Origin of the sequence: Streptomyces sp. NPDC059679 (assembly GCF_042734105.1) — a bacterium.
Taxonomy (GTDB): Bacteria; Actinomycetota; Actinomycetes; order Streptomycetales; family Streptomycetaceae; genus Streptomyces.
The window spans coordinates 193,953-216,666 of record NZ_JBHWES010000003.1 but is presented as its reverse complement, the minus strand read 5'-3'; the positions used below and the strand labels follow the sequence as shown (position 1 = coordinate 216,666).

Below are 22,714 nucleotides of genomic sequence, written 5' to 3'. Positions count from 1 at the left end.
AGCGCGCCCGATGAGCCGCGCCGACGCCACCACGACGGACCCGCGCTCCATGCACTTCGTCATGCCCGGTGGCGTGGCCGATCCGGCCGCGCCGAGCGGTGGCAACACCTATGACCGCCGGGTGTGCCGGGACCTGCCGGGCGCGGGCTGGCAGGTCCACGAGCACGCCGTCGCGGGCAGCTGGCCGCAGCCGGACCCCGAGGCACGCGCGGAGCTGGCCCGTGTCCTCGCCGAGCGACCGGACGGCAGCGTCGTCCTCCTCGACGGTCTCGTGGCCTGCGCCGTGCCGTACATCGTCGCGCCCGAGGCGCGGCGGCTGCGCCTGGCGGTGCTGGTGCATCTGCCGTTGGGCGACGAGACGGGGCTCACTCCCGGCCGGGCGGCGGATCTGGACGCGCTGGAGCGCAAGACGCTGAGCGCCGTCCCGGCCGTGGTGGCGACCAGTGACTGGGCGGCCCGCAGGCTGGTGGCCCACCACGGGCTCGCCCCCGCCCGGGTGCACGTCGCCGCGCCCGGCGCGGACCCCGCGCCCCTGGCACCCGGCACCGACGGCGCCTCACGGCTGCTGTGCGTCGCCTCGGTGACCCCGCGCAAGGGGCAGCACCTGCTGATCGAGGCCCTGGCCGAGGTGGCCGACCTGCCGTGGAGCCTGCTGTGTGTCGGCGGCCTCGGCCAGGACCCCGACTATGTGACCCGGCTGCGGGAACTGGTCGACGAGCACGGCCTGGGCGACCGGGTGCGGATCGCGGGACCGCGGGCCGGTGCGGAGTTGGACGCCGGCTATGCGGCGGCCGACCTGCTGGTGCTCACCTCGTACGCCGAGACGTACGGCATGGTGGTGACCGAGGCCCTGGCGCGGGGAATTCCGGTGCTGGCGACGGCCGTGGGCGGGGTCCCGGAGGCGCTGGGGCGGGCTCCCGACGGCGGACTGCCGGGTGTCCTCGTGCCTCCGCGGGACCCTGCGGCGCTCGTGGCGGCGCTGCGCGGCTGGCTCGTCGGACCGGGCGTGCGGGGGCGGTTGAAGGCGGCCGCGCGGGGCCGGCGCGCCGCTCTGGGCGGATGGGAGACGACGGCGCGGCGCATGGCCGACGTGCTGGAACAGCTTCGATGCGAACCACGGAGGGCCGCATGAACACCACCGACGTGCCGCTGTACCAGCCGGAGTGGCTGGAGCTGCGGGAGCGCGCCGACGCCGCGGCCCGCGCCGTGGAACTCCTCGACCCGCTGCGCGGCTGGCTGGCGGAGGCCGGGCGGCCCGGCGGGCTGGTGATCCACGACCTGGGCTGCGGCACGGGTTCCATGGGCCGCTGGCTCGCGCCCCTGCTGCCCGGCCCCCAGCACTGGGTGCTGTACGACCGCGATCCGGCGTTGCTGGGCCGGGCCGCCGCGCAGACGCCCGCCACGACCGCCGACGGCGCCGGTGTCACGGTTCTGACCCGGCGCGCGGACCTCGGCGAGTTGGCCGCGGAGGATCTGGCCGGGGCCTCGCTGGTGACGGCGTCCGCTCTGCTGGACGTGCTGACCCGGGACGAGGTGGACGCGCTGGTCGCCGCCTGCGCCGAGGCCGGTTGTCCGGTGTTGCTGGCGCTGTCGGTGGTGGGGCGGGTCGAGCTTTCCCCGGCCGACCCGTTCGACGGCGAGATAGCTGAGGCGTTCAACGCCCATCAGCGCCGCGGCGGTCTGCTGGGGCCTGACGCGGTCATGGTTGCCTCCGATGCCTTCGCCCTGCGGGGCGCGTCGGTGCGGGTGCACAGCAGCCCGTGGCGGCTCGGCGCGGGCGAGTCCGCGCTGACGGCCCAGTGGCTGCGGGGCTGGGTCGAGGCGGCCTGCGAACAGCGGCCGGTTCTGGCGCCGCGCGCCGAGGCGTATCTGCGGGACCGCCTGGCGGCGTGCGCCGCGGGCGAGTTGCGGGTGGTGGTGCACCACAGCGATCTGCTGGCGCTGCCCGGGACGACGGGTGGGGCGTCGTGAACGCGGGGGCGCTCAAGGCGCGGCTCGGCACGATCGCCGGTGCGGTCATCCTCGCCGTGGTGGTGTGGCGGGTGGGTACGGGCGCCTTTCTGGACGGCGTGCGCCGGATCGACGCCGTGACTCTTCTGGCGGCGCTTGCTCTGGGCCTGTTCACCACGGTCTTCAGCGCCTGGCGCTGGTGTCTGGTGGCCCGGGCGCTGGGCATCCGGCTGCCGCTGGGCGCGGCCGTGGCGGACTACTACCGGGCCCTGTTCCTGAACGCGGCCCTGCCCGGCGGTGTCCTCGGCGATGTGCACCGCGCGGTGCGACACGGGCGCGACGCAGGTGATGTCGGCCGGGGGGTGCGCGCGGTGGTGCTGGAGCGGGCCGCGGGCCAGGTGGTGCTGGCCGCGGTCGGCGTGGGGATTCTGCTGACCCGGCCGTCCCTGGCAGTGGCGGAGATCCGCCACCTCGCCGGCCGGCTGGCCGCGGCGCCGGGCGCCTTGGCGGTCCTCGCCGCGGTGTGCGCCCTGGCCGCCGTGGCCGTCGTACGGCTGCGCGGCAGGCCCCGTACGTCACGCTGGCGCCGCGCGGTCCGCGCCGCGCTGGGCGAGGCGCGGCGCGGACTGCTGGCCCGGGGGTGCTGGCCGGGGGTGGCGGTCTCCTCCGTGGCGGTGCTGGCCGGGCATCTGGGGACGTTTCTGCTGGCCGCCCGGGCCGCCGGATCAAGTGCTCCGCTGGCCGAGTTGCTGCCCCTGATGGTGCTGGCGCTGCTCGCCATGGCGCTGCCGCTGAACGTCGGCGGCTGGGGTCCCCGGGAGGGCGTCACCGCGTGGGCCTTCGGCGCCGTCGGTCTGGGCGCGGCCCAGGGGCTGACCGTCGCCGTGGTCTACGGAGTGCTCACCTTCGCGGCGAGCCTGCCCGGTTTCGCCGTGCTCGTGGGGCAGTGGTTCGCCGGGTTGCGACGTTCCCAAGTCGATCTCGAAGAGGGTGTCCTCGCCGAGGTGGGCGCGGCGCATGGGCGGGCGGAGCGCGTCCCGCATGACGGACGTACCGGCGAAGCGGAGCCCGGGGACGCCGTCGCCGAGCAGCACCGGGGCCACGGTGACGTAAAGCCGGTCCAGCGCCCGCTGGTGAAGGAAGCGCGACACGGTGACACCGCCGCCCTCGATCAGCACCCGGCCCAGGCCGCGTCGGGCCAGGGCCTCCAGGAGGCTCCGGGGCTCGAAGGCGTCACGGTCCGGCAGGGTCAACACTTCGACATGGCCGCTGTCGCCGACGACCGACCCGTTCTGGCCGCGGCCGCTGTCCGCGGCCACCACCCACAGGGTGGGAGCTGAGCCATCGGTGAACACCCGGCGTTGCGGCGGCACCCGGCCGTGCGGATCGAGGACGACGCGCACCGGGTTGGTCCCCGTGCATGCGCGCACCGTCAGCTGGGGGTCGTCGGCGACGGCGGTGCCGGCTCCGACGACCACGGCGTCGGCGAGGGCGCGGAGGTGGTGCAGATGAGCGCGGTCTTCTTCGCCGGTGACATAGTCGGCGTCGCCGGTGCGGGTGGCGATGAAACCGTCCAGGCTCTGGCCGAGTTGCGCGAAGGCCAGGCGCGGGCCGGCCAGGCACAGCGGCAGATAGCGGTCGGTGAGGATGCGCGCCTCGGGCGAGACCTCCTGCCGCCACCGCAGGCCGCCGGCGGGGCCGCGGACCAACCCGGCGGCCTCGGCGTCCACCTCGGACCGGATGGCGCGCAGCCGTTCCCAGGCCGCCGTCTCGTCGAGCGCGGTCATCGGGGCTCCTTCAGGGTCAGCAGGGAGAAGTACTCGGCGAAGGAATCGACGAGCGCGGTGAGAATTTCCTTTCCTTTCTCAGCGGTTGCCAGGGAGGGGCGGCCGATGACTCCGGATTCGGTGTAGGCCGCCATACCGAGGGTGAGGAGATGTCTGCGATCGTCGGCGAGGAAATCGGATGTTTCATAGCCGGGGCGGACGAGTTCCGGATGGGCGTGCAGGAGGATGGATGTCTCGACTTCCCCCGCGTGCATATCGCTCTGCGACGAGGTCTGCACTCCCGCTTCGGTGCGCGCGGTGTCCCAGTCCGCCGATCCCGGGAAGAGCGCCATGCGGGTACCGGTGCCGACGGATTCCTGAACCACATTGCGCAGTACGTAATTTCCGCCGTGTCCGTTGACCAGAATCAGGGCGTCGATACCGGACCGGCGGAGCGATGCGGCGATGTCCCGCACAACGGCATGGAGGGTCGCGGCGGAAATGCTGACCGTCCCCGGCCATGCCTCGTGCTCATGCGAACACGAGATGGTGAGCGGGGGAAGGAGATGGACCGAATATACGGCGGCGATCTCCCGGGCTATGGTGCAGGCGATGACCGTGTCGGTCACCAGGGGCAGAAATTCCCCGTGTTGTTCGAAGCTGCCGATGGGGAGGACCGCGACGCCGGCCTTCCGGGCCCGTACGTCCTCGGTGGTGTCCGGCGGCAGCAGGCCAGGCGCCTGCGGTCGTGTTTCCGAACCTGTCATGTCTGTCAGGCCTTTCGCTCTGCGTTCAGTCTTGTGTGCGCGATGCCAGGCTACGCGGTCGGGCGCACTTCCACCGGCCGAACGCGATGAACCGGACAGCGAAGTTGGGTTTCCTTTGTCATTTTTCACGCACCCCGCGAGTATTCCGCGGATTCCCAGTTAGGATCAGAACATGACAGAAAGCGATGGCCCGTTCAGCGAGAACGCTCGACCGTCAGGCGTCCAGCGAGTGGCGCAGGTCCAACTGTCCACCGAGTACGGCGCTTTTCTTGCGGTCGGCTACTTGGACACCATTCGCGGGGATGAACAAATAGCGCTGGTCTACGGCGATGTCGCGGGCGATCGAGCGCTTACCCGCCTGCATTCGGAATGTCTGACCGGGGACGCCTTCGGGTCCCGGCACTGCGAATGCGGCGATCAGCTGTCCGCGGCGCTGCGCGCCATCGCGAGCGAAGGGTGCGGCGTTCTCGTCTACCTCCAAGGTCACGAGGGGCGTGGCATCGGGCTGCTGGCCAAGCTCCGGGCGATGCAACTCCAGGCGGAGGGTCTTGACACCGTGGAGGCGAACCTCGCGCTGGGGCTCCCGGTCGACGCCCGCGACTATCGGGTGGCGGCGGATATCCTGCACGACCTCGGCGTACGGTCGGTGCGGCTGCTGTCGAACAACCCGCGCAAACGCGAGTCGCTGCTGCGGCATGGCATCAAGGTCGCCGAACAGGTGCCACTGCTGATACCTCCACGCGAGGAGAACTTCGCCTATCTACGGGCCAAGGCGGACCGCCTCGATCACCATCTGCCGCATTTGGACAGCGTGGCTGAACGGTCCTGACGGCCCCTCGGCCGACACCCCAGGTGTGGGGGCCGCCCGCCCGCCGCCGCCGGGCCCCCCCCCCCCACAACGCTCAACCCAACACCCCCCCGCCCCCCCCCCCCCCCCCCCGGGTGGCCCCCCCGCCCCCGGGCGGGGCCGCCCACACCGCGTCTCAAATGCGACACCCTATCGCCACGCGCCACGGCCGGCTCCGCCGCGTGGCGCCTGCAGTTGAAATATACACCGCACATGGCTCGGCGGTCTCATGAAATCCCTTTTCCATGAACGGCCATATCCGTAAACCCCGGGTAACACCCACGCCACGGGCTTTCCTTCAGATATTTGTATGTGTTGTGAGCATTCCGCTCGCAAAGTGTGCCCGATGTGCCACACTTCCATTCGCACGACGGGAGCGGCCGTCGGCACGGCCCTTCGGGGACGGCCCGCACGCGGGCCGTGCGCTGCCCGGAAAGGAGTTGCGGCTGGCGTGGACAGTGAACCGGTCACGGTGACTGCCGCATATCGAGTGGATCCGGGCCAGGAGAGCGAGTTCTATGCCTGGGCCATTGCGATGCTGAATGTCACGGCCCGCCTTCCGGGATATTTAGGGGGCGGCGTGCTGGGCTCCGGGCAGGGCAGCGGGGAGTGGCATGTCATCTACCGATTCGACAGAGAAGAATCCGCCCAGGCCTGGGAGTACTCGCTCGAACGCGCCCGCTGGGCGACCCGGGCAGGGTCCTTCATACAGGAGACCGGGGTGCAGCGCACGGCCGGTCTGAAAAACTGGTTCGAAGGGCCGGTACGGCCCCTGCCACCGCCTCCCAAATGGAAGCTCTGGCTGGTGAATTTGAGTGCGGTTTTCCCTCCCGTCCTCATCTTCAATGTGCTGGTGATCCCTTTTCTGGGGGATACCAATTTCCTGCTGCGGACCCTGGCTCTCTGTCTTGGCGTGACCGCGATGGTGACCTGGCTTGTCATGCCACGCCTGCAAATGCTCTTGAAGAAGTGGCTCTATCCGCCGCTTCAGTCGATTCGGGGGCGCCACAAGCGGGTGGCGGCGAACGGCCCGCGTTCGCGCCGGTAAAGGCACGCGAACCGAGCGGGCCCTGGCCGAGGCGATGGACCCGGCCGGTCGTAAAGCGAGGAGGCAATACAGATGGACGCGCTGAAGACGCTCCTGATCGACCATCACGACTCGTATACCTACAACCTTTTCCAGCTGCTCACGGAGGTCAACGGCGAGGAGCCGGTGGTGATCCTCCACGACTCGCCCGAGTGCCTGGATCCGGATCTGCTGGGCCCGTCGGGTCAGTCGAGCCTCGCGGGTCTCTCGCGGTTTGACAACATCGTGGTGTCGCCCGGCCCCGGCCACCCGGCCGACCCGCGTGACTTCGGGGCCACCGCCCGGCTGATCGGGCGGTCGCCCATACCGGTCCTCGGGGTGTGCCTCGGCCACCAGGGCATCGCCCTCGGCGCCCAGGCCCGGGTGGTGCCCGCCCCCGAACCCCGCCACGGGCATCTCTCCCGAATCCGGCACGGCGAGCGCGGGCTGTTCCGCGGGCTCCCCCCGGACTTCACCGCCGTCCGCTATCACTCGCTGTGCGTGGCGGAACCGCTGCCCCTGCCCCTCCAGGCCATCGCCTGGTCCGAGGACGGTGTGCTGATGGCGCTGCGCCACCGCACCCGGCCGCTGTGGGGCGTGCAGTTCCATCCGGAGTCCGTCCTCACCGGATACGGCCACCGGATCCTGGCCAACTTCCGCGATCTGACCCGCGAATACGCGGCCATGACCGCGGACGAGCCGTCCGCGCCGCCGCCCGCGGCGGCCCGCCCCGTGAAACACCGGGAGCTCGCCGACACCGCGCCGGCCGCGGCCGCTCCCCCGCCCGCGAAGCGGACGGCAGTCCCCGAGGACAGCGTCGGCTACCGGCTGCACTCCCGGTGGCTCGCCGTCCCGATCGACACGGAGGCGGCCTTCACCCGTCTGTACGCGGACGCGCCGCGCGCGTTCTGGCTGGACAGCGCGCGGACCCGGTCCGGTGAGGCGCGCTTCTCCTTCCTGGGCGACGGCCGGGGCCCGCTGGCCGAGTTCGTCCGCTACGACGTGGGCCGGGGCGCCTGCGAGGTCGAACGGGCCGGGAAGCCCGTCACTCATGTCCCCGGCAGCATCTTCGACCACCTCAAGAAGGAGCTGGCGCGCCGCCGCGTCGCCGCCCCGACCCTCCCGTTCGACTTCACGGGCGGCTACATCGGCTACTTCGGCTACGAGCTCAAGGCCGACTGCGGGTCCACCAACCGGCACGAGGCGAAGACCCCCGACGCCTGCTGGCTGTTCGCGGACCGGTTTCTCGCCGTCGACCACCAAGAGGGCGTCACCTACGCGCTGTGTCTGACCGAGGACACCCCGGACGGCCACCGCGAGGCCGCCGAGTGGCTGGATGACACCATCACCACGCTCACCGGCCTCCCGGTGGGCGGCGAGCTCGCCCCTCCCCCGACGGCCTCCGGGGCCACCACGGCCGCCGTCGAGCCCTGGCTGGTGCGGGACCGGGAGCGCTATCTGGCCGATATCGAGGCCTGCCAGCGGGAGCTGAGGGCCGGCACCAGCTACGAGATCTGTCTCACCGACTCGGCCTGGCTGCCCGCGCCGGACGATTCGTACGCCTTCTACCGAGCGCTGCGCCGCCTCAACCCCGCGCCCTACGCGGCCTTCCTGCGGTTCGGCGAGGCGGATGTGGCGTGTGCCTCCCCCGAGCGCTTTCTGCGGGTCAGTCCCGAGAGAACGGCCGAGGCCAGGCCGATCAAGGGCACGGCGCCACGCGGCCGGAACTCCGACGAGGACGCCCGGGCCCGGGCCACCCTGGCCACCAGCCCGAAGACCCGCGCCGAGAACCTGATGATCGTCGATCTGCTCCGCAACGACCTGGGACGGGTCTGCGCGCCCGGGACCGTACGTGTCCCCGATCTTATGCACACCGAGACCTACGCCACCGTCCACCAGTTGGTGTCCACCGTACGCGGCCGGCTCCACGAGGACAGGGACACCGTCGACTGCATACGGGCCTGCTTCCCCGGCGGATCCATGACCGGAGCGCCCAAGGAGCGGACCCTGGAGATCATCGACACCCTGGAGACCGAGGCGCGCGGCGTCTACTCCGGGGCGCTCGGTTTCCTCAGCTGCAACGGCGCGGCGGACCTCAACATCGTCATCCGCACCGCCGTGTTCACCGACGGCCGGATGCACATCGGCGCGGGCGGGGCCATCGTCCTGGCGTCCGACCCGGAGGAGGAGTACCAGGAGATGCTGCTCAAGACGGCCGCGACCATGCGCGCGTACCACGACGTCGGCGCCCTGCCACCCGCGGAACCCCCAGAGTCGGCAGGCGCGCTGGTGGCCGCCGCCGCGCCCGCCTCCGCCCCCGCCGAGGAGGCGGACCGGTGACCGCCGCGCCCGCGCCGGCCAATCTGGCCGAACATCTCGCGGTGCGTGCCGAACAGGAGGAGTGGTCGGCCCGGCCCGCGTTTGTGGAGGGCCACCGCGTATGGGCCCACGGCGAGATCCACGACCTGGCCGCGCGCATGGCCACCGTACTGGCGCGGCGTGGGGTGACGGCGGGCGACCGGATCCTGATCGCCCTGCCCGACGGAGTCCCCTGGGTGTGCGCGTTCCTGGCCACGGCGCGCCTGGGTGGGATCGCGGTGCTGGTCAACCCCGCGCTCACCGCGGACGAGCACCGTTTCATGGCCGAGAACTCCCAGGCCGTGCTGTGTGTCTCCGGGCCCGGCATCGAGGACCACTTCGAGGCGGACCGCTGGCTGGGGGCGGACCAGTTGTCGGCGCTGGCCTGCACCGCTTCCCCGGCCACCGCCGCGGAGCCGGTGACCGCCCGCGCCCCGCTGTACATCCAGTACACCTCCGGGACCACGGGCCGGCCCAAGGGGGTGGTGCACTGCCACGGCGACCCGGCGGCCTATTGGGAGCTGGTGGGCAAGGACGTCCTGGACATCGGCGCCGACGACGTGGCGTTCTCCGTGTCCCGGCTGTTCTACGCCTACGGCTTCGGCAACGCCTTCGTCTTCCCCCTCTTCTCCGGGTCGTCCGCGGTGCTGACCTCCAGCCGACCCGGCCCGTCCCTGACGGACGACGTCATCGCCCGGCACCGGGTGAGCCTGCTGTACTCCGTGCCGTCCGCGTACGCGGCGCTGGTGGACGAGCGCGGCGCCGGGCACGCGGCGTGCTTCTCCTCGGTGCGCGCGGCCGTCAGCGCCGGCGAGGGGCTGCCCGGCACGCTGGGGGAGCAAGTGGGCGAACTGCTCGGGGCACCGGTCCTGGAGCAGATCGGCTCCACCGAGGCAGGACACGCGTTCTGCGCCAACTCGGTCTGGGCCAACTCCCCGGGCACCGTGGGCCTTCCGGTGCCCCGTTTCGAGCTGGAGCTGCGGGACGGCACCGGCGCCGTGGTGCCCGACGGCGCGGAGGGAGAGCTGTGGGTGCGCGGCCCGACGGTGACGCCCGGCTATCTGGGGCTGCCGGAGGAGTCCAGGGCCAGGCTGGTCGGCGGATGGCTGGGCACCCGGGACCGGGCGCGCCGCGAGCCGGACGGCAGCTACCGGCATCTGGGGCGGGTGGACGACCTGGAGATGGTCGGCGGGATCACCGTCTCGCCGCTGGAGGTGGAGAACGTGCTGCGGCGCCATCCGTCGGTACGGGAGGTCGCGGTGGCCGCCGTGCCCGACGACCGGGGGGCCACTCGGCTGCACGCGTTCGTGGTCCCCGCCGCGCCGGCGGGGGAAGGCTCAGGGATCGACGGGCGGGCGCTCAGCGCGGATCTGATCGCCCTGGCCCGGCGGCGGCTCGCCTCCTTCAAGGCCCCCAGGACGGTGCATCTGGTGCCCTCCCTGCCCCGGACACCGTCGGGCAAGCTGCGCCGCCATCTGGTGCGGCAGGGGGCCTGGTGAACGGCGGGCGCCCCGCGGCGGGGCCCGCTCCGTTGACGTACATCGAACGTGTAAGGAACCGGATATGTTGCGACAGCTGATGCCCGAGCACGGGTTCTACATCGGGCTGATGTTCCGGGAGGCCGCGGCCCGGCACGGCAATGTGCCGGTGACCTTGGACCGCCCGCTGGACATCGCCCCGAACGCCGGTACGGAGCTGGGCTACGCCGAACTCGCGGACCTGGTCGACGACATGGCCGGACGGCTGTGGGCGGCCGGGGTACGGCCGAGCGAACACGTGGCCATCCACAAGTCGGACAACGTCGATATCGCTCTGCTGGCCTGCGCGGCCTCACGGATCGGCGCGGTGCCTGCGCTGTTGTCGCCGTCGCTGGACGGGTCGGTGACCGGGGTGCTGCTCGACCGGCTGCACGCGCCCTGGCTGATCACCGACCACGCGACGCTGGGGGGCGCCCTGAGCGGTCTTGACACGGGGCTGGCGCGCGGTGTGCTGACGGTGGACGACGCCCCCGACGCACCGCGGCACACCGTCGCGCTGGCGACCTACGAAGGGGCGCCGCGGCGTCCCGCCGTACGGCTGCACCCCAAGGAGCCCTCCCTGATCACCCACAGCTCGGGGACCACCGGGATCCCCAAGCTTGCGGTGCACTGCCCGTACGCCATGTGGAACCGCCTGGTGCCGCAGAAGGCGCTGGGCCGGTCGACCCGTGGCGAGCCCGCCGCACTGCACATGTCGTACGTGCATTCCCGCTTCTACCATCTGCTGGGCGTGCTGCTGCACTTCGGCAGCCCGCTGCTGCTGCTCGTCGACCCGGACCCGGCCCACGCCGGCCCGCTGCTGGCGGCGCACCGCCCCGGCATCGTCGAGACCCATCCCAACACCTTTGTGCTCTGGGAGGACCTGGCCGCCGCCCCCGGCGCGCCGCTGTCCAACGTCCGCGCCTACGGTTCCACGTTCGACGCGATCCATCCGCGCACCGTCCGCCGGCTGCTGGGCGCGTCCCGGCGCCGCGCGCCGCATCTGGTGCAGCTGTACGGGCAGAGCGAGACGGGCCCGGTGGTCTTCCGCCGCCACGGCCGCAGTGACGCGGACCGGGCAGGTGGGCGGCGGGTCGGCAACGCGATCCCCGGGTTCACCCGGATCCGGGTGGTGGACGAGCGCGGCAGGAAGTGTCCGCCCGGCACACCGGGGGCCATCGAGGCCCGCACCCGCGGCCGTATCCTCACCTACCTCGGCGCGCCCGAGCTGTACGCCCGGCAGGTGGACCGGGGCTGGTGGCGGATGGGCGACATGGGCTATCAGGACCGGTGGGGCGGGCTGTATCTGATCGACCGGGAGGTCGATCAGATCCCGGCTCTCGACAGCAATCTGGAGATCGAGGACACGCTGCTGTCGCGCCTTGGCGAGCTGCGCGAGGTGGTCATCGTGGCGGGGCCGGACGAGCGGCCCGTACCGCTGGTGTGCACGCGCGGGGACGAGCCGCTGGAGGACGGCAGGTGGCGGCGGGCCACCGCGGACCTACCGGGGCTGTCCGCACCGGTGCACTGCCGGTTCCAGGACCTGCCCCGGACCGGCACCTGGAAGATCAAGCGTCTGGAGATCGCCCGGCTGCTCGCCTGTGGCGAGTTGCCCACGCTCTCCCCGGCGCGGGCCGGGGGCTGAGGTGGCGAAGGGGCGGCGACCGGTCCTGGTGGTGGGCGCCGGGCCGGTGGGGATGACGGCCGCGCTGGCCCTCACCGCCCGGGGAGTGCCGGTCACCGTGCTGGAGGCCGGGCCGCGAGGGCGGGTGCGGCCCGGCAGCCGGGCGCTGTTCGTCCACCGGCGGTCGCTGCGGCTGCTGGAGCGGGCCCGGCCGGGCCTCGGCGCGCGCATCGCGGCGTACGGGACGACCTGGCGCACCCGGCGCACGCTCTACCGCGGCCGCGAGGTGTACGCCCGAACCGCCGCGCCCGCCGCCCCCGCCGCCGCCGACGGCGATGAGCTGCCACCGTTCACCAGCCTGCGCCAGGTGGACACCGAGCGGTTCCTGTACGAGGCGTGTGTCTCGGCGGGCGTGGAGTTCTGCTGGGACGCGGAGGTGAGCGGCGCCCGGGTGGCCGGTGGTGAGGTGGCGGTGGCCGCGGCGGACGGCCGGACCTGGACGTCGAGCCATGTGGTGGCGGCCGACGGCGCGCGGTCAGCGGTGCGCGGGGCGCTGGACATCCCGCTGGAGGGCGACCGGTCCGAGGGGTACCACGTGGTGGTGGACGTGGCGGAGCCGGACGGCGACGGGCTGCCGGTGGAGCGGGTGTTCCACTACGAGCATCCGGGCACGGGCGGCCGCAGTGTGCTGCGGGTGCCGTTCACCGGAGGCTTCCAGATGGATCTGCAGTGTCACGCCGACGACCCGCCGGAGGACTACGACAGCGAGGAGGCGGTGCGCCGATGGCTGCCCCCGCTGGTCGGCGAACGGTACACGGACCAGGTCCTGTGGGTGTCGCGGTATCACTTCCTGCGCAAGGTGGCCGCGTCGTTCACCGACCCGGGGGGCCGGGTGCTGCTGGTCGGGGAGGCCGCGCACCTGTTCCCGCCCTTCGGGGCGCGGGGGATGAACAGCGGGATGGCGGACGCCGAGGCGGCGGCCGAGGCGGTGGCGGTGGCGTGCCGCGATCCGGCGCGGACGCCGGCCGCGGTCGGCGAGTTCGCCGCGGTGCGCCGCGCCGCGGCGGTGTTCAACAGCTCGGCGGCCGGGGCGGCGCTGGCGCATCTGCGGCCCCGGCGCTGGGGGCGGGCCGCACAGCGCGCGGCGGCGACGCTGGCGCCCGTGGTGCCCCGGTGCGGGGCGTGGCTGGAGCGCGCGCCCTACGGGCCGCGCCACGGACCGCCGGGCGCGGCGCCCGGCAGCCCCTCGCCCGGTGGATACTGAACCCGGCTCGGACATGAAGGAGCTGTTAAGGATGGAGATGGCCGCGGTGTGGCAGGTCGGCCAGGACGTAGGGAAGGAGCCGGACATCCGGGCGTTGATGTGGTGCGAGGACCGTGGTCTGACACCGTGCCGACCGGTGCCGGACACGGCGCTGCTGGCCGCCGATTCGTGGCTGGTCGACGAAGGGCGGGTGCGGGGCCTGGACCTGCATCGCCGCCGGTTCGTCGCGGCCTGCGCGGAGGCGACGGGCGACTCTCCGGCACGGATCGAGAGGTTCTGGCAGGAGGCGGTCGACCTCCTGCCGCGCGCCGGTGCGTGGTTTCCGCGGGTGGAACTCGCCGGCCCTGAACCGGCCCGGCTGTTTCTGCGGATACGGCCCGCGCCGCCGCGCACCGAGAGCGTGGCCGTGTGGGTCAGTGAGGAGGCCGACCCGCGAGTCCTCCCCCGCCGTAAGGGGCCCGATCTGTCCCTGCTGGCCGAACTGCGCGGCCGGGCCACCGAACGGGGGGCGCAGGAGCTGCTGCTCACCACGCCGGACGGGCTGGTGCTCGAGGGGGCGACGGCGAGTGTCCTGTGGTGGGACGGGGACATCCTGTGCCGCCCCTCGCCCGGGCTGCCGCTGCTCGCGGGCGTGACATCAGCCCTGATCGAGGAGCACGCCGCGCGGCTGGGCGTGCCCGTGGAGCACCGTCGGCCGACCGTGGCGGACCTGGACGGTCGCGAGGTGTGGTTCGTCAACGCCCTGCACGGCATCCGGCCGGTGACCGAATGGCTCGGCAGCCCGCTGCGCGCGGGCCCGGCCACGCACGCGGCCTCCTGGCAGAACTGGCTCGACACGGCAGCGGAACCACTGAACGACACGAACGGAGCTTCCCGATGACCATGGTCCCCGGTACCGCACCGACTCGCCGGATGAATCTCAAGCAGCTGACGCCCAAGGTCTCGGCGGCGATGGGCGAACTGCACGCGGCGGCGGCGCTGGCCGCCTCCGAGGCGGGGCTCGAACCCGAGTTGCTGGAGCTGATCAGGATCCGCGCGTCGCAGCTCAACGGCTGCGCCTTCTGTCTGGACCTGCACACCAAGGACGCCCGCGCCCACGGCGAGAGCGACCAGCGACTCCACACGCTGAGCGCCTGGCGGGAGACGCCGTTCTTCACCGACCGGGAGCGGGCCGCCCTCGCGCTGACCGAGGCGGTCACCTCGGTTCAGGACGGGCAGGTGCCCGATGAGGTCTACCGGGCCGCTCGCGAGGTGTGGGACGAGCCGCAGGTGGCGGCGATCATCTGGGCCGCCGTCGTCATCAACGCCTACAACCGCATCGCGATCAGCACCCGGATGATCCCGGGTTAGTTCTCGGGTGGCGTTGCGCCCGTGACGGAAAATCAGATGCGGGCGCGGCGTGGGCCCTGGCACGCTACCGCGGTGAATCGTGAAAAGATCTCCAGGCTCGCCCACGCCGACCATCCGATCGCTTCCCCCATCGGCGACGACGCGGTGCGCCGACTGCTCGAAGTGGGCCTGCCGCGCGGCGACGAGCGGGTGCTCGACCTCGGCTGCGGCGGCGGGGAGTGGCTGCTGCGCGCCTTGTCCGCGCAGCCCAAGGTGCATGCCGAGGGCGTCGACATCTCCGAGCCCGCCCTGGCCGATGCCCGGGCGGCGGCCGAGCGCCTCGGGGTCGCGGACCGGCTCGTCCTCCACCAGCAGGAGGCCGACGGCTTCTCCTCACCGCACTCCTTCGACCTCGTGCTCAGCGTCGGTGCCGCCCACGCCTTCGGCGGGCTCCTCCCCACGCTCGCCGCGGCGCGCCGCCATTTGGCCCCCGGCGGGCGCGTCCTGATCGGTGACGGGTACTGGGAGCGCGAGCCCTCCCCGGAGGCCGTCGAGATGCTGGGCGACTTCGACGACCTGGCGACCACTGTGGACCGGGTCGTGGCCGACGGATGGACCCCCGTCCACGGGCACGTCAGCACGCGCGGGGAACTGGACGCGTACGAATGGGCCTGGACGGGTTCGCTGACCCGCTGGGCCCTGGACCACCCCGAGGACCCCGGCAGCGCCCAGGCGCTCGAGACGGCCGCCGACCACCGCACCGGGTGGCTGCGCCACTACCGGGACTCCTTCGGCTTCGTCCATCTGATCCTGCGCAGCACGAAGGCGTAACCCGGGCCGCCCGCCCCGCCACGCCGCGGCCGATTGCCGTCACGGGGCGACACGTCCCTGGTTGAATCGCCCCGTACGGGGACGATTCACATCCCGTGTCGGCCGCGCGGGACCTGGACGCAGGAGGCGGTGGCGCCCACGTGAGCAGCACATCTCGCCCTCCGCATGACCGACGCGCACCGCGCGTGGCCCGGGCCGGCCACCCCGGCCATCGGACCCGCGCCGCCGCACTGCGCGCGGCGGAGCGGCGGGGCGGGGCCGACCTGGTCCACCCCGGGCTGCGCCTCGCGGCGGCGTACGCATGGCGGCTCCTGGTGGTCGGGGCGCTCGTCTATGCGGCGTTCAAGGTGCTGGGGCGCTTCGAGCTCGTCGCGGTGGCGGTGTTCCTGGGGCTGGTGGTGACCGCGCTGCTGCGGCCGCTGGCCGACCTGTTGGAGCGGCTGGTCCCGCGGCCCCTCGCGGTGGCGGTGGCGCTGATCGGCAGCATCGTCGTGGTGCTCGGCCTGCTGGCGCTGGTGGGCAGCGTGGCAGCCGCGGAGGCGGGCAGGCTGGTGGGCGAGTTCCGCGGCGGGGTGGGCCGGATCAGCCGGTGGCTGGAGCAGCCGCCGTTCCGGATCAAACACGGCACGCTTCAGGGGCTGCACGAGCGGATCAGCACCTTCGTCGCGACCCACCGGGGGGCGCTGATCAGCCAGGCGCTCAGCGGCGCCAACCGGGTCGTGGAAGCACTCACCGGCGCGGCCCTGGCCCTGTTCTGCTCGGTGTTCTTCATCTACGGCGGCGACCGGATGTGGCAATGGTTCCACGCCCAGCTGCCCGAGACCGCACGGTCCCCGTGGGACCGGGGAGCCCGGGCGGCGTGGTCCACGTTCGCGGGCTATACGCGCGGCATCATCATCGTGGCGGCCTCCAACGCGACGCTGGTGGGCATCGCCCTGTTCCTGCTGCGGGTGCCGCTGGCGCTGCCGCTGACGGTGCTGGTGTTCTTCGCCACCTTCATCCCCCTGATCGGCGCGCCCATCGCGCTGGCCGTGGCGACCGTGGTGGCGCTGGCCGGGCGGGGCCCGGTCATCGCCGCCGCCGTGCTGGTGCTCATCGTCGTCATCGGCCAGATCGAGGGCCATGTGCTCCATCCGCTGGTGATGAGCTGGGCCGTGCAGCTGCACCCGGTGGTGGTCGCGATCTCGGTCATCGGCGGCAGCCTCGTCGCCGGGGTGATCGGCGCGATCGTGGCCGTGCCGATGGTGTCGGTCGTCTGGTCGGTCGTGCGTACGCTGCGCGCCTAGGGCCTGTCGTCAAAGGGGGCGCCCTGCTCCCGACGCCTGGCACGGCTCCCCCAGCTACCGCTGGGAGGTGCCCCCAGCTGCGTTGTCGCACCGTCCGCCACGCCGCGTCAGCGGCATATCGACCGCAGCGCCCAGTACGAGGACGATGCTCCGCCTTGCGATCCTCCCTCAGCTACCGCTGGGAGGTGCCCCCTGCACCAGACGCCGCTCGCGGCCGGACGCCCCCTTTGACGACAGACCCTGGCCTGACGACGGCTCAGCCCTTGCCGCCCCGCGCCGCACCGGCCGCGAAGACGGCGCCGAGCAACAGCGCGGACAGCGCGGCGACGGCCGGAGCGGGCGGGCCGGCCGGATGGCCGCCGGTCCGGACCGCGCCCATGAAGTCGAGCAGCGGCAGACCATTGGCGGTCGCGTACCACAGCGGGACGTAGCCGGCCTGGAAGAGCCGGTGGCTGCGGCTGAGCGTGCCCAGGGCCAGAGCCAGCGACGGGACGAAGAGCGCGCCGCCGGCCCAGGCGCCGACCCCGGCCCAGTCGGCCGCCGCGACGAACCGGACCAGCGGGGCGAGCGCGGCCAGCGCCGTGACCGCGAGCCCGGACTAGGTTACGGAAGCGCACCCGCTCCTGCGGGTCGAGGCCGGCGGTCGGCTCGTCGACGACGAGGACCCGCGGGTCGGCGAGCAGGGTCTGCGCGATGCCCACCCGGCGCAGCATCCCGCCGGAGTATCCGCCCAGGGGGCGTCCGGCCGCCTCGGTGAGGTTGACGAGTTCGAGCAGTTCGTCGATGCGGGCGCGCGCGGCGCGGGCCGAGATGCCCTTCGCCGCGGCGAGGTAGGCGAGGAATTCCCGCGCGGTCAGATGGGGGTAGACGCCGAAGTCCTGTGGCAGATAGCCGAGCGCCTGCCGCAGAACGTCCGGCCGCGCCACCGCGTCCACTCCGTCGTACAGGATTCTTCCCCCGGTGGGAGGGGTGACGGTGGCGGCCATCCGCATCAGTGAGGACTTTCCGGCGCCGTTGGGGCCCAGCAGACCCAGCAGGCCCGGGCCCAGACGGAGCGTCATATGGTCCACGGCCCGTCTTCCGCCCCGGTAGACCTTGCTGACATCGATCAGTTCGAGCATGGGGCCACTGTCGCCGGGCGGGGTGCGCGGGCGCTTCGCGGCGGGGAGGGAAATCCGGTTCCCCCGGCCGGGGGAAGGCGCCTCTGGCTCTCAGGGGGGAGGCGGGCGGTGTGGGGTGGCCACCATACTTGCGCCCGTGTGGAGATCGCCCGACTGGAAACGACCCGTCCGGAATCCGCCCACGGGGAAACTGCCCGTGGGCAGGTCAATCGGCTGTGCGGACACCGTACGGGGGTGGGTGTACGCGCTGGTCGGCGCGGCCTGGAGCCTGCCCCCGGTGGCGGTGGCGCTCGCCGTGACGGCGGGGGTGGCCCGACTGTGGCCGGCGGGGCTTCGCTGGGTGTGTTTCGGGGCCGTGTTCGCGGCGCTGCTCACGGCCGGCGGTCGCCCGCGTGCGGTACGGACGCGGTGTGTGCGCCTGGCCAACCGGCTGCTGCGCACCGGTCTGCCCGCACCTGTCGCCTCCCCCGGCGCCGGTCCGCGTGGCCTCGTACGCACCCCGGCTTGGCTGGCGCTGCACATGGTGGTGGGCTGGGCGGTGGTGGCCGTGACCGGTCTGCTGGGGATGTCGGCGGCGGTGCTGCCGGCGGTCTGGCTCGGCGGTGGCGAGCGGATCGCTGTGCTCGGTCTGTCGGTGCGGGTGGCGGGCGGCTGGCGGGGCGGATGGGCCCCGCTCGCCGCGGTCGGCTGTCTCGCGGCGGCGGCGTGGCTGTGCGCGGGTGCGGTGGCCGTCCTGCGGTGGGCTGCCCCGGCCCTGCTCGGGCCCCGGCCGGCCGAGCGACTGGCCGCGCTCGAGGAGCGTACGCGCCTGCTGGCCGGGCGCAACCGGCTGGCGCAGGAGTTGCACGACTCCATCGGGCACACCCTCACAGCCGCCACCATCCAAGCGGCCGTGGCCGCGGAGTTGATGGACCGGGAGCCGGAGGCGGCCCGGCGCGCGCTCAGCAGCATCGAGGAGTCCTCCCGCAGCGCGATGGACGACCTGGACCATGTGCTCGGCGTACTGCGGGAGGGCAAGGCCTCGACGGCCCCGCAGCGCACGCTCGGCGATCTGCGTGCCCTGCTGGAGCGGGTGCGGCTGACCGGTACCGAGGTGCACGCCGACCTCGACGGCGACTGGGCGCGGGTGCCGGCGGCCGTGTCCCGGGAGGCCTACCGCATCATCCAGGAGGGGCTGACCAACGCCCTGCGCCATGCCCACCGGGCGCCGGTGACGCTGCGCGTGGTGGTGGCGGGCGACTGGCTGGAGGCGGAGATCGGCAACCCGATGGCGGGCGGCCGCACCCTCGGCCTCACCCGGCCCGGCCGGCGGGGGCAGGGCCTGACCGGAATCGCCGAGCGCGTGCGGCTGCTGCGCGGCGAGGTCAGCGCCGGTCGGGTGGCGGGCGGCCGGTGGCGGCTGGTGGCCCGGATACCGCTACGGTCGGCGCCATGAACACCTCGCCGCTGACCGTGCTCATCGCCGACGACGAGGAGCTGACCCGCACCGGACTGCGGGCCCTGCTGTCGGCCAAGCCTGACCTGGAGGTGGTGGGCGAGGCGACGGACGGGGCCGAGGTGCTGCCTCTGGTGCGGGCCACTCGCCCGGACGTGGTGCTGATGGATGTGCGGATGCCCGGGATGGACGGCATCGAGGCCACCCGGCAGCTGCGGTCGGCCCTGGAGGACCCGCCGAAGGTCGTGGTGATCACGACCTTCGAGAGCGACGAACACGTCTATGACGCGCTGCGTGCGGGCGCCGACGGTTTCATCCTCAAGCGGGCGCCGTCGCAGGCGATCGCCCACGCCATACGGCTGGTGGCCACGGGCGATTCGGTGCTCTTCCCCGACGCCGTGCGCAGGCTGGTGGCCGCCCGCCCGCTGCCCCCGGTCGGCCCGGCCGCCGGCCACGCGCCGCTGACCGCCCGTGAGACCGAGATCCTGAGGCTCATGGCGACCGGTCTGTCCAACCCCGACATCGCGGGCCGTCTGACGGTCAGTCTGGAGACCGTCAAGACCCATGTGAGCAATCTGCTGACCAAGCTGGGCGCCCAGAACCGCACCCAGGCCGTCATCCTGGCCTACGAGTCCGGCCTCGTCGTCCCCGGTGGCCGCTGAGCCGCGGGCGCACCGGGCGCCGGCGCACCGAGCGCGGTGGCGGACCGAGCGCGGTGGCGGACCGAGCGCGGTGGCGGACCACACGGCGTCTGAGGGAATCCCTAGAGGTTCCCTCGCGCCGCACCCCATCACTTCCATTGGTATGGACATATCAAGCCGGCGGGCCCTAGGCTCCTCCGCGATCGGCCATGAGAGCGCTCTCAGGTCTCCCCTGTTCTGCCCTCGTTTCGCAGCGCAACAGAAGGAGAACTGCCATGCGACGCACGACCGCCGTCCGTGTCGGCCTGTCCGCCTTACTGATCCTCGGCTCCCTGACAGGCGCCGGCACCGCACTCTCCACCGCCGCGGCCACTCCCGGCCCCGACTCATCCGCGCCCTCCGCGAAGCTCGTCAGCACTCTCGGCCGCGACCTGGGCCTGACGGAGGGACAGGCCAAGGCCCGTCTGCGTCAGGAGGCGGCGGCCATGAAGCTGGCGCCGAAGGCCGAGCGCGCCGCGGGCAAGGCGTTCGGCGGCTCCTGGTTCGACGCGGAGACCGGAAAGCTGGTCGTCGGCGTCACCAGCCAACAGCAGGCCGAGGCCGTACGGACGACCGGCGCCACCGCCCGGACCGTCCGGCACACCGCGAAGGAGCTCGACGCGGTGAAGGCGAGACTCGACGCGAAGGCCGGGAAGAAGGCCGCCCCGGCAGGGGTGAGCAGCTGGCGCGTCGACCCGAAGGCGGGCAGCGTGGTGATCTCCGTCCGCCGGGGGTCCGAGGGCGACGCCGCCGTACGCGCGTTCGTCGGCGCGGCGAAGGACCAGGCCAAGCGGGCGGGCTCGATCCCGGTCACGGTCGAGAAGGCCGCCGCGCAGGCGCCGACCACCTTGGCCGCGGGCACGGTCGGCGGCGACCCGTACTACACCGGCAACGTCCGCTGCTCCATCGGCTTCTCGGTGCAGGGTGGCTTCGTCACGGCAGGACACTGCAGCGGGGCCGGCGCCTCCGTCAGCGGCTGGGACCGTTCGTACGTCGGCAACTTCCAGGGCTCGTCCTTCCCCGGCAACGACTACGCGTGGGTCAACGTCGGCAGCGGCTGGTGGACCGTCCCGGTGGTGCTCGGCTGGGGCACGGTGCCGGACGCGCTGGTCCGCGGCTCCGCGGAGGCCCCGGTCGGCGCCTCGATCTGCCGCTCCGGCTCCACCACCCACTGGCACTGCGGCACGGTGCTGGCCAAGAACGAGACGGTGAACTACAGCCAGGGCGCGGTGTACCAGATGACCAAGACCAATGTGTGCGCCGAGGGCGGTGACTCGGGCGGTTCGTTCATCAGCGGCGACCAGGCCCAGGGCGTGACGTCCGGCGGCTGGGGCAACTGCAGCAGCGGCGGGGAGACCTGGTTCCAGCCGGTGAACGAGATCCTGTCGACGTACGGACTGCGGCTGCACACCGCCTGAGCCCGAGCGGCCTGAAGACAGGCGTGGGAGGCGGGCCTTGTCCGGCCCGCCTCCCACTGTCGACTACGGGGTCACACCCGCACCACGTCCGCGATGTCCACGGGGCGTCCGGTGGCGAAGGACTGGTTGGCCGCCAGGCCCGCGGCCAGGGCGAGCGCACCGTCGACCTCGTTCGCCCGCAGCCCCGCCGCGTCGCCGGTGTCAGGCGCGGCGTCGGGGTCGACCGGCCCGTAGAGGGCGTCCAACATGCGCGCGTCGCCGCCGCCGTGACCGGCGTGGTCGTAGTCGGTGACGGCCACCTCGTGCGGGGGCTCCCACAGCGGGTGGACGGTGATGCGGTGGCCGCCCGCGTTGGCGAGCGCGGTGTCTCCGTGGACGGCGCCCTTGGCGGAGGCGAGCCGGGCCCGTGGCGGCTGCCACAGGCTCTCCTCGACCTGAAGCTCGAGACGGCCACGCGTCCCGTTGAACATCACCCGGTAGCCCTCCCACGGCGAGTAGGCGGTGAGGTGGTACGTCATGGTGGCGCCGGTGGAGTAGCGCACCAGGAGCGCCATGTCGTCCTCGATGGTGATGTTGTCGCCGAACACGTTGCGGTCGCGCAGATAGCCGTCCTCGCCCTCGGCCCGCAGATACAGGGAGCTCAGCGCCTCGTTGTCCTCCAGGTGGACGGCGAAGGGGTCGTCGGCCGCGGCCTGCGCCCCGTGGGCCCGGTCGTAGTCCCGTCGGTAGCCGGTGCGCTCCCCCGCCTCCCGGCCGTAGAAGGCGAGCCGCCCGTAGCCGAAGACCTGCTCGGGGCGGGCGCCGAGCCACCAGTTGACGAGGTCGAAGTGGTGGCTGGACTTGTGCACCATCAGACCGCCGCTGTTGGCCTTCTCACGGTGCCAGCGGCGGAAGTAGTCGGCGCCGTGGCGGACATCGAGCAGCCACTCGAAGTGCACGGACAACACATCGCCGATGGCCCCTTCGGCCAGGAGCCGGCGCACCCGCTCATGGACGGGGTTGAAGCGGTAGTTGAAGGCCACGGAGAGGCTGTTGCCGGTGCGGCGCACCGTTTCCAGGATGCGGGCGCAAGCGTAGGCGTCGACCGTCATGGGCTTCTCGGTGACAACGCGTGCGCCGTGTTCCAGGGCGGGGACGATGTAGTGGTCGTGGAGCGCGTCCACGGTGGTGACCAGCACCTCGTCGATGTCCTCGGTGCGCAGCACCCGTTCGAAGTCCGCCGCCCCGTACGCGGTGGCCGCCGGGCGGCCCGCGGCGGCGAGCAGGTCGTTGTGGTGGGCGATCCGCACCGGGTTGGGGTCGCACAGGGCGGCGATGTGCAGCTGCGGGCGGCGGGAGAAGGCTTCGGTGAAGGTCTGTGCCCGGTGGCCGGTGCCGACGATGGCGACGCGCCTGGCTGTGGTGGTGGCGGCCATGCGATTCCTCTCCCGCTGCTGGGCTGATTGAAGCTGCACG

Annotated in this window: 18 protein-coding genes and 2 pseudogenes; 16 read left to right on the top strand and 4 right to left on the bottom strand. The window is 72.9% G+C overall.

The features are described from left to right. Positions 1-10 precede the first annotated feature (10 nt). The 3 genes and pseudogenes from ACFV2X_RS05830 to ACFV2X_RS05820 all read left to right on the top strand — a co-directional run. Positions 11-1,132 carry a glycosyltransferase family 4 protein gene (locus ACFV2X_RS05830; protein ID WP_385611901.1) on the top strand — a complete coding sequence of 374 codons (1,122 nt, stop codon included), beginning with the start codon at positions 11-13 and terminating at the stop codon, positions 1,130-1,132. Then, positions 1,129-1,971 (top strand): class I SAM-dependent methyltransferase, encoded by an 843-nt coding sequence (locus tag ACFV2X_RS05825; protein WP_385611899.1) that lies wholly within the window; start codon positions 1,129-1,131, stop codon positions 1,969-1,971. The genes ACFV2X_RS05830 and ACFV2X_RS05825 overlap by 4 nt, the downstream gene beginning before the upstream one ends. Then, positions 1,890-2,810, top strand: a pseudogene (locus ACFV2X_RS05820) (lysylphosphatidylglycerol synthase transmembrane domain-containing protein); the annotation flags it as partial. The gene ACFV2X_RS05825 and the pseudogene ACFV2X_RS05820, both read left to right, overlap by 82 nt. A 276-nt stretch (positions 2,811-3,086) precedes the next feature. Here the strand turns inward: ACFV2X_RS05820 and ACFV2X_RS05815 are convergent. Then, positions 3,087-3,737 (bottom strand): annotated as a pseudogene (locus ACFV2X_RS05815) (RibD family protein); the annotation flags it as partial. Then, positions 3,734-4,483 carry a creatininase family protein gene (locus ACFV2X_RS05810; protein ID WP_385611897.1) on the bottom strand — a complete coding sequence of 250 codons (750 nt, stop codon included), beginning with the start codon at positions 4,481-4,483 and terminating at the stop codon, positions 3,734-3,736. The pseudogene ACFV2X_RS05815 and the gene ACFV2X_RS05810, both read right to left, overlap by 4 nt. A 172-nt stretch (positions 4,484-4,655) precedes the next feature. Here ACFV2X_RS05810 and ribA point away from each other — a divergent pair, with 172 nt between their 5' ends. The 10 genes from ribA (at position 4,656) to ACFV2X_RS05760 (ending at position 16,605) form a co-directional block, all read left to right on the top strand. Continuing rightward, a complete protein-coding gene (ribA, locus tag ACFV2X_RS05805) occupies positions 4,656-5,312 on the top strand; it encodes a GTP cyclohydrolase II (protein WP_385611894.1) in 657 nt (218 codons plus the stop codon). Positions 5,313-5,781: 469 nt separating this feature from the next. Then, positions 5,782-6,378, top strand: a complete 597-nt coding sequence (locus ACFV2X_RS05800; RefSeq protein ID WP_385611892.1) for an antibiotic biosynthesis monooxygenase — start codon at positions 5,782-5,784, stop codon at positions 6,376-6,378. Between the two features lie 72 nt (positions 6,379-6,450). Then, the gene (gene pabB / locus ACFV2X_RS05795) at positions 6,451-8,736 is read left to right on the top strand and encodes an aminodeoxychorismate synthase component I (RefSeq protein ID WP_385611890.1); all 2,286 of its coding nucleotides are present in this window, start codon (positions 6,451-6,453) and stop codon (positions 8,734-8,736) included. Further along, complete coding sequence (locus tag ACFV2X_RS05790; protein ID WP_385611887.1) at positions 8,733-10,253, top strand: AMP-binding protein; 1,521 nt, start codon at positions 8,733-8,735, stop codon at positions 10,251-10,253. The genes pabB and ACFV2X_RS05790 overlap by 4 nt, the downstream gene beginning before the upstream one ends. Positions 10,254-10,317: 64 nt before the next feature. After that, the gene (locus tag ACFV2X_RS05785; RefSeq protein ID WP_385611885.1) at positions 10,318-11,916 is read left to right on the top strand and encodes a class I adenylate-forming enzyme family protein; all 1,599 of its coding nucleotides are present in this window, start codon (positions 10,318-10,320) and stop codon (positions 11,914-11,916) included. Between the two features lies 1 nt (position 11,917). Continuing rightward, positions 11,918-13,159, top strand: a complete 1,242-nt coding sequence (locus ACFV2X_RS05780) for an FAD-dependent monooxygenase (RefSeq protein WP_385611882.1) — start codon at positions 11,918-11,920, stop codon at positions 13,157-13,159. Between the two features lie 37 nt (positions 13,160-13,196). Then, positions 13,197-14,039: an aminotransferase class IV gene (locus ACFV2X_RS05775; protein ID WP_385612353.1), complete on the top strand. Its 843-nt coding sequence runs from the start codon at positions 13,197-13,199 to the stop codon at positions 14,037-14,039. Beyond that, positions 14,036-14,509 (top strand): carboxymuconolactone decarboxylase family protein, encoded by a 474-nt coding sequence (locus ACFV2X_RS05770; RefSeq protein WP_385611879.1) that lies wholly within the window; start codon positions 14,036-14,038, stop codon positions 14,507-14,509. The genes ACFV2X_RS05775 and ACFV2X_RS05770 overlap by 4 nt, the downstream gene beginning before the upstream one ends. Positions 14,510-14,581: 72 nt before the next feature. Beyond that, on the top strand, positions 14,582-15,319 hold the full coding sequence (locus ACFV2X_RS05765) for an SAM-dependent methyltransferase (protein ID WP_385611876.1): 738 nt from the start codon (positions 14,582-14,584) through the stop codon (positions 15,317-15,319). A gap of 140 nt (positions 15,320-15,459) precedes the next feature. Then, positions 15,460-16,605: an AI-2E family transporter gene (locus tag ACFV2X_RS05760; RefSeq protein ID WP_385611873.1), complete on the top strand. Its 1,146-nt coding sequence runs from the start codon at positions 15,460-15,462 to the stop codon at positions 16,603-16,605. Between the two features lie 107 nt (positions 16,606-16,712). Here the strand turns inward: ACFV2X_RS05760 and ACFV2X_RS05755 are convergent, their stop codons facing one another. Continuing rightward, entirely contained in the window at positions 16,713-17,726 is a 1,014-nt protein-coding gene (locus tag ACFV2X_RS05755; RefSeq protein ID WP_385611870.1) for an ATP-binding cassette domain-containing protein, read from the bottom strand. Between the two features lie 196 nt (positions 17,727-17,922). Here ACFV2X_RS05755 and ACFV2X_RS05750 point away from each other — a divergent pair, with 196 nt between their 5' ends. The 3 genes from ACFV2X_RS05750 (at position 17,923) to ACFV2X_RS05740 (ending at position 21,259) form a co-directional block, all read left to right on the top strand. Continuing rightward, positions 17,923-19,161 carry a sensor histidine kinase gene (locus ACFV2X_RS05750; protein WP_385611868.1) on the top strand — a complete coding sequence of 413 codons (1,239 nt, stop codon included), beginning with the start codon at positions 17,923-17,925 and terminating at the stop codon, positions 19,159-19,161. Beyond that, positions 19,158-19,823: a response regulator gene (locus tag ACFV2X_RS05745; protein WP_385611865.1), complete on the top strand. Its 666-nt coding sequence runs from the start codon at positions 19,158-19,160 to the stop codon at positions 19,821-19,823. The genes ACFV2X_RS05750 and ACFV2X_RS05745 overlap by 4 nt, the downstream gene beginning before the upstream one ends. 254 nt (positions 19,824-20,077) lie before the next feature. Beyond that, a complete protein-coding gene (locus ACFV2X_RS05740) occupies positions 20,078-21,259 on the top strand; it encodes a S1 family peptidase (protein ID WP_385611863.1) in 1,182 nt (393 codons plus the stop codon). 71 nt (positions 21,260-21,330) lie between these two features. On the opposite strand, the gene ACFV2X_RS05735 is transcribed toward ACFV2X_RS05740, so the two are convergent. Beyond that, entirely contained in the window at positions 21,331-22,674 is a 1,344-nt protein-coding gene (locus ACFV2X_RS05735) for a Gfo/Idh/MocA family protein (RefSeq protein WP_385611860.1), read from the bottom strand. Positions 22,675-22,714: the final 40 nt, after the last annotated feature.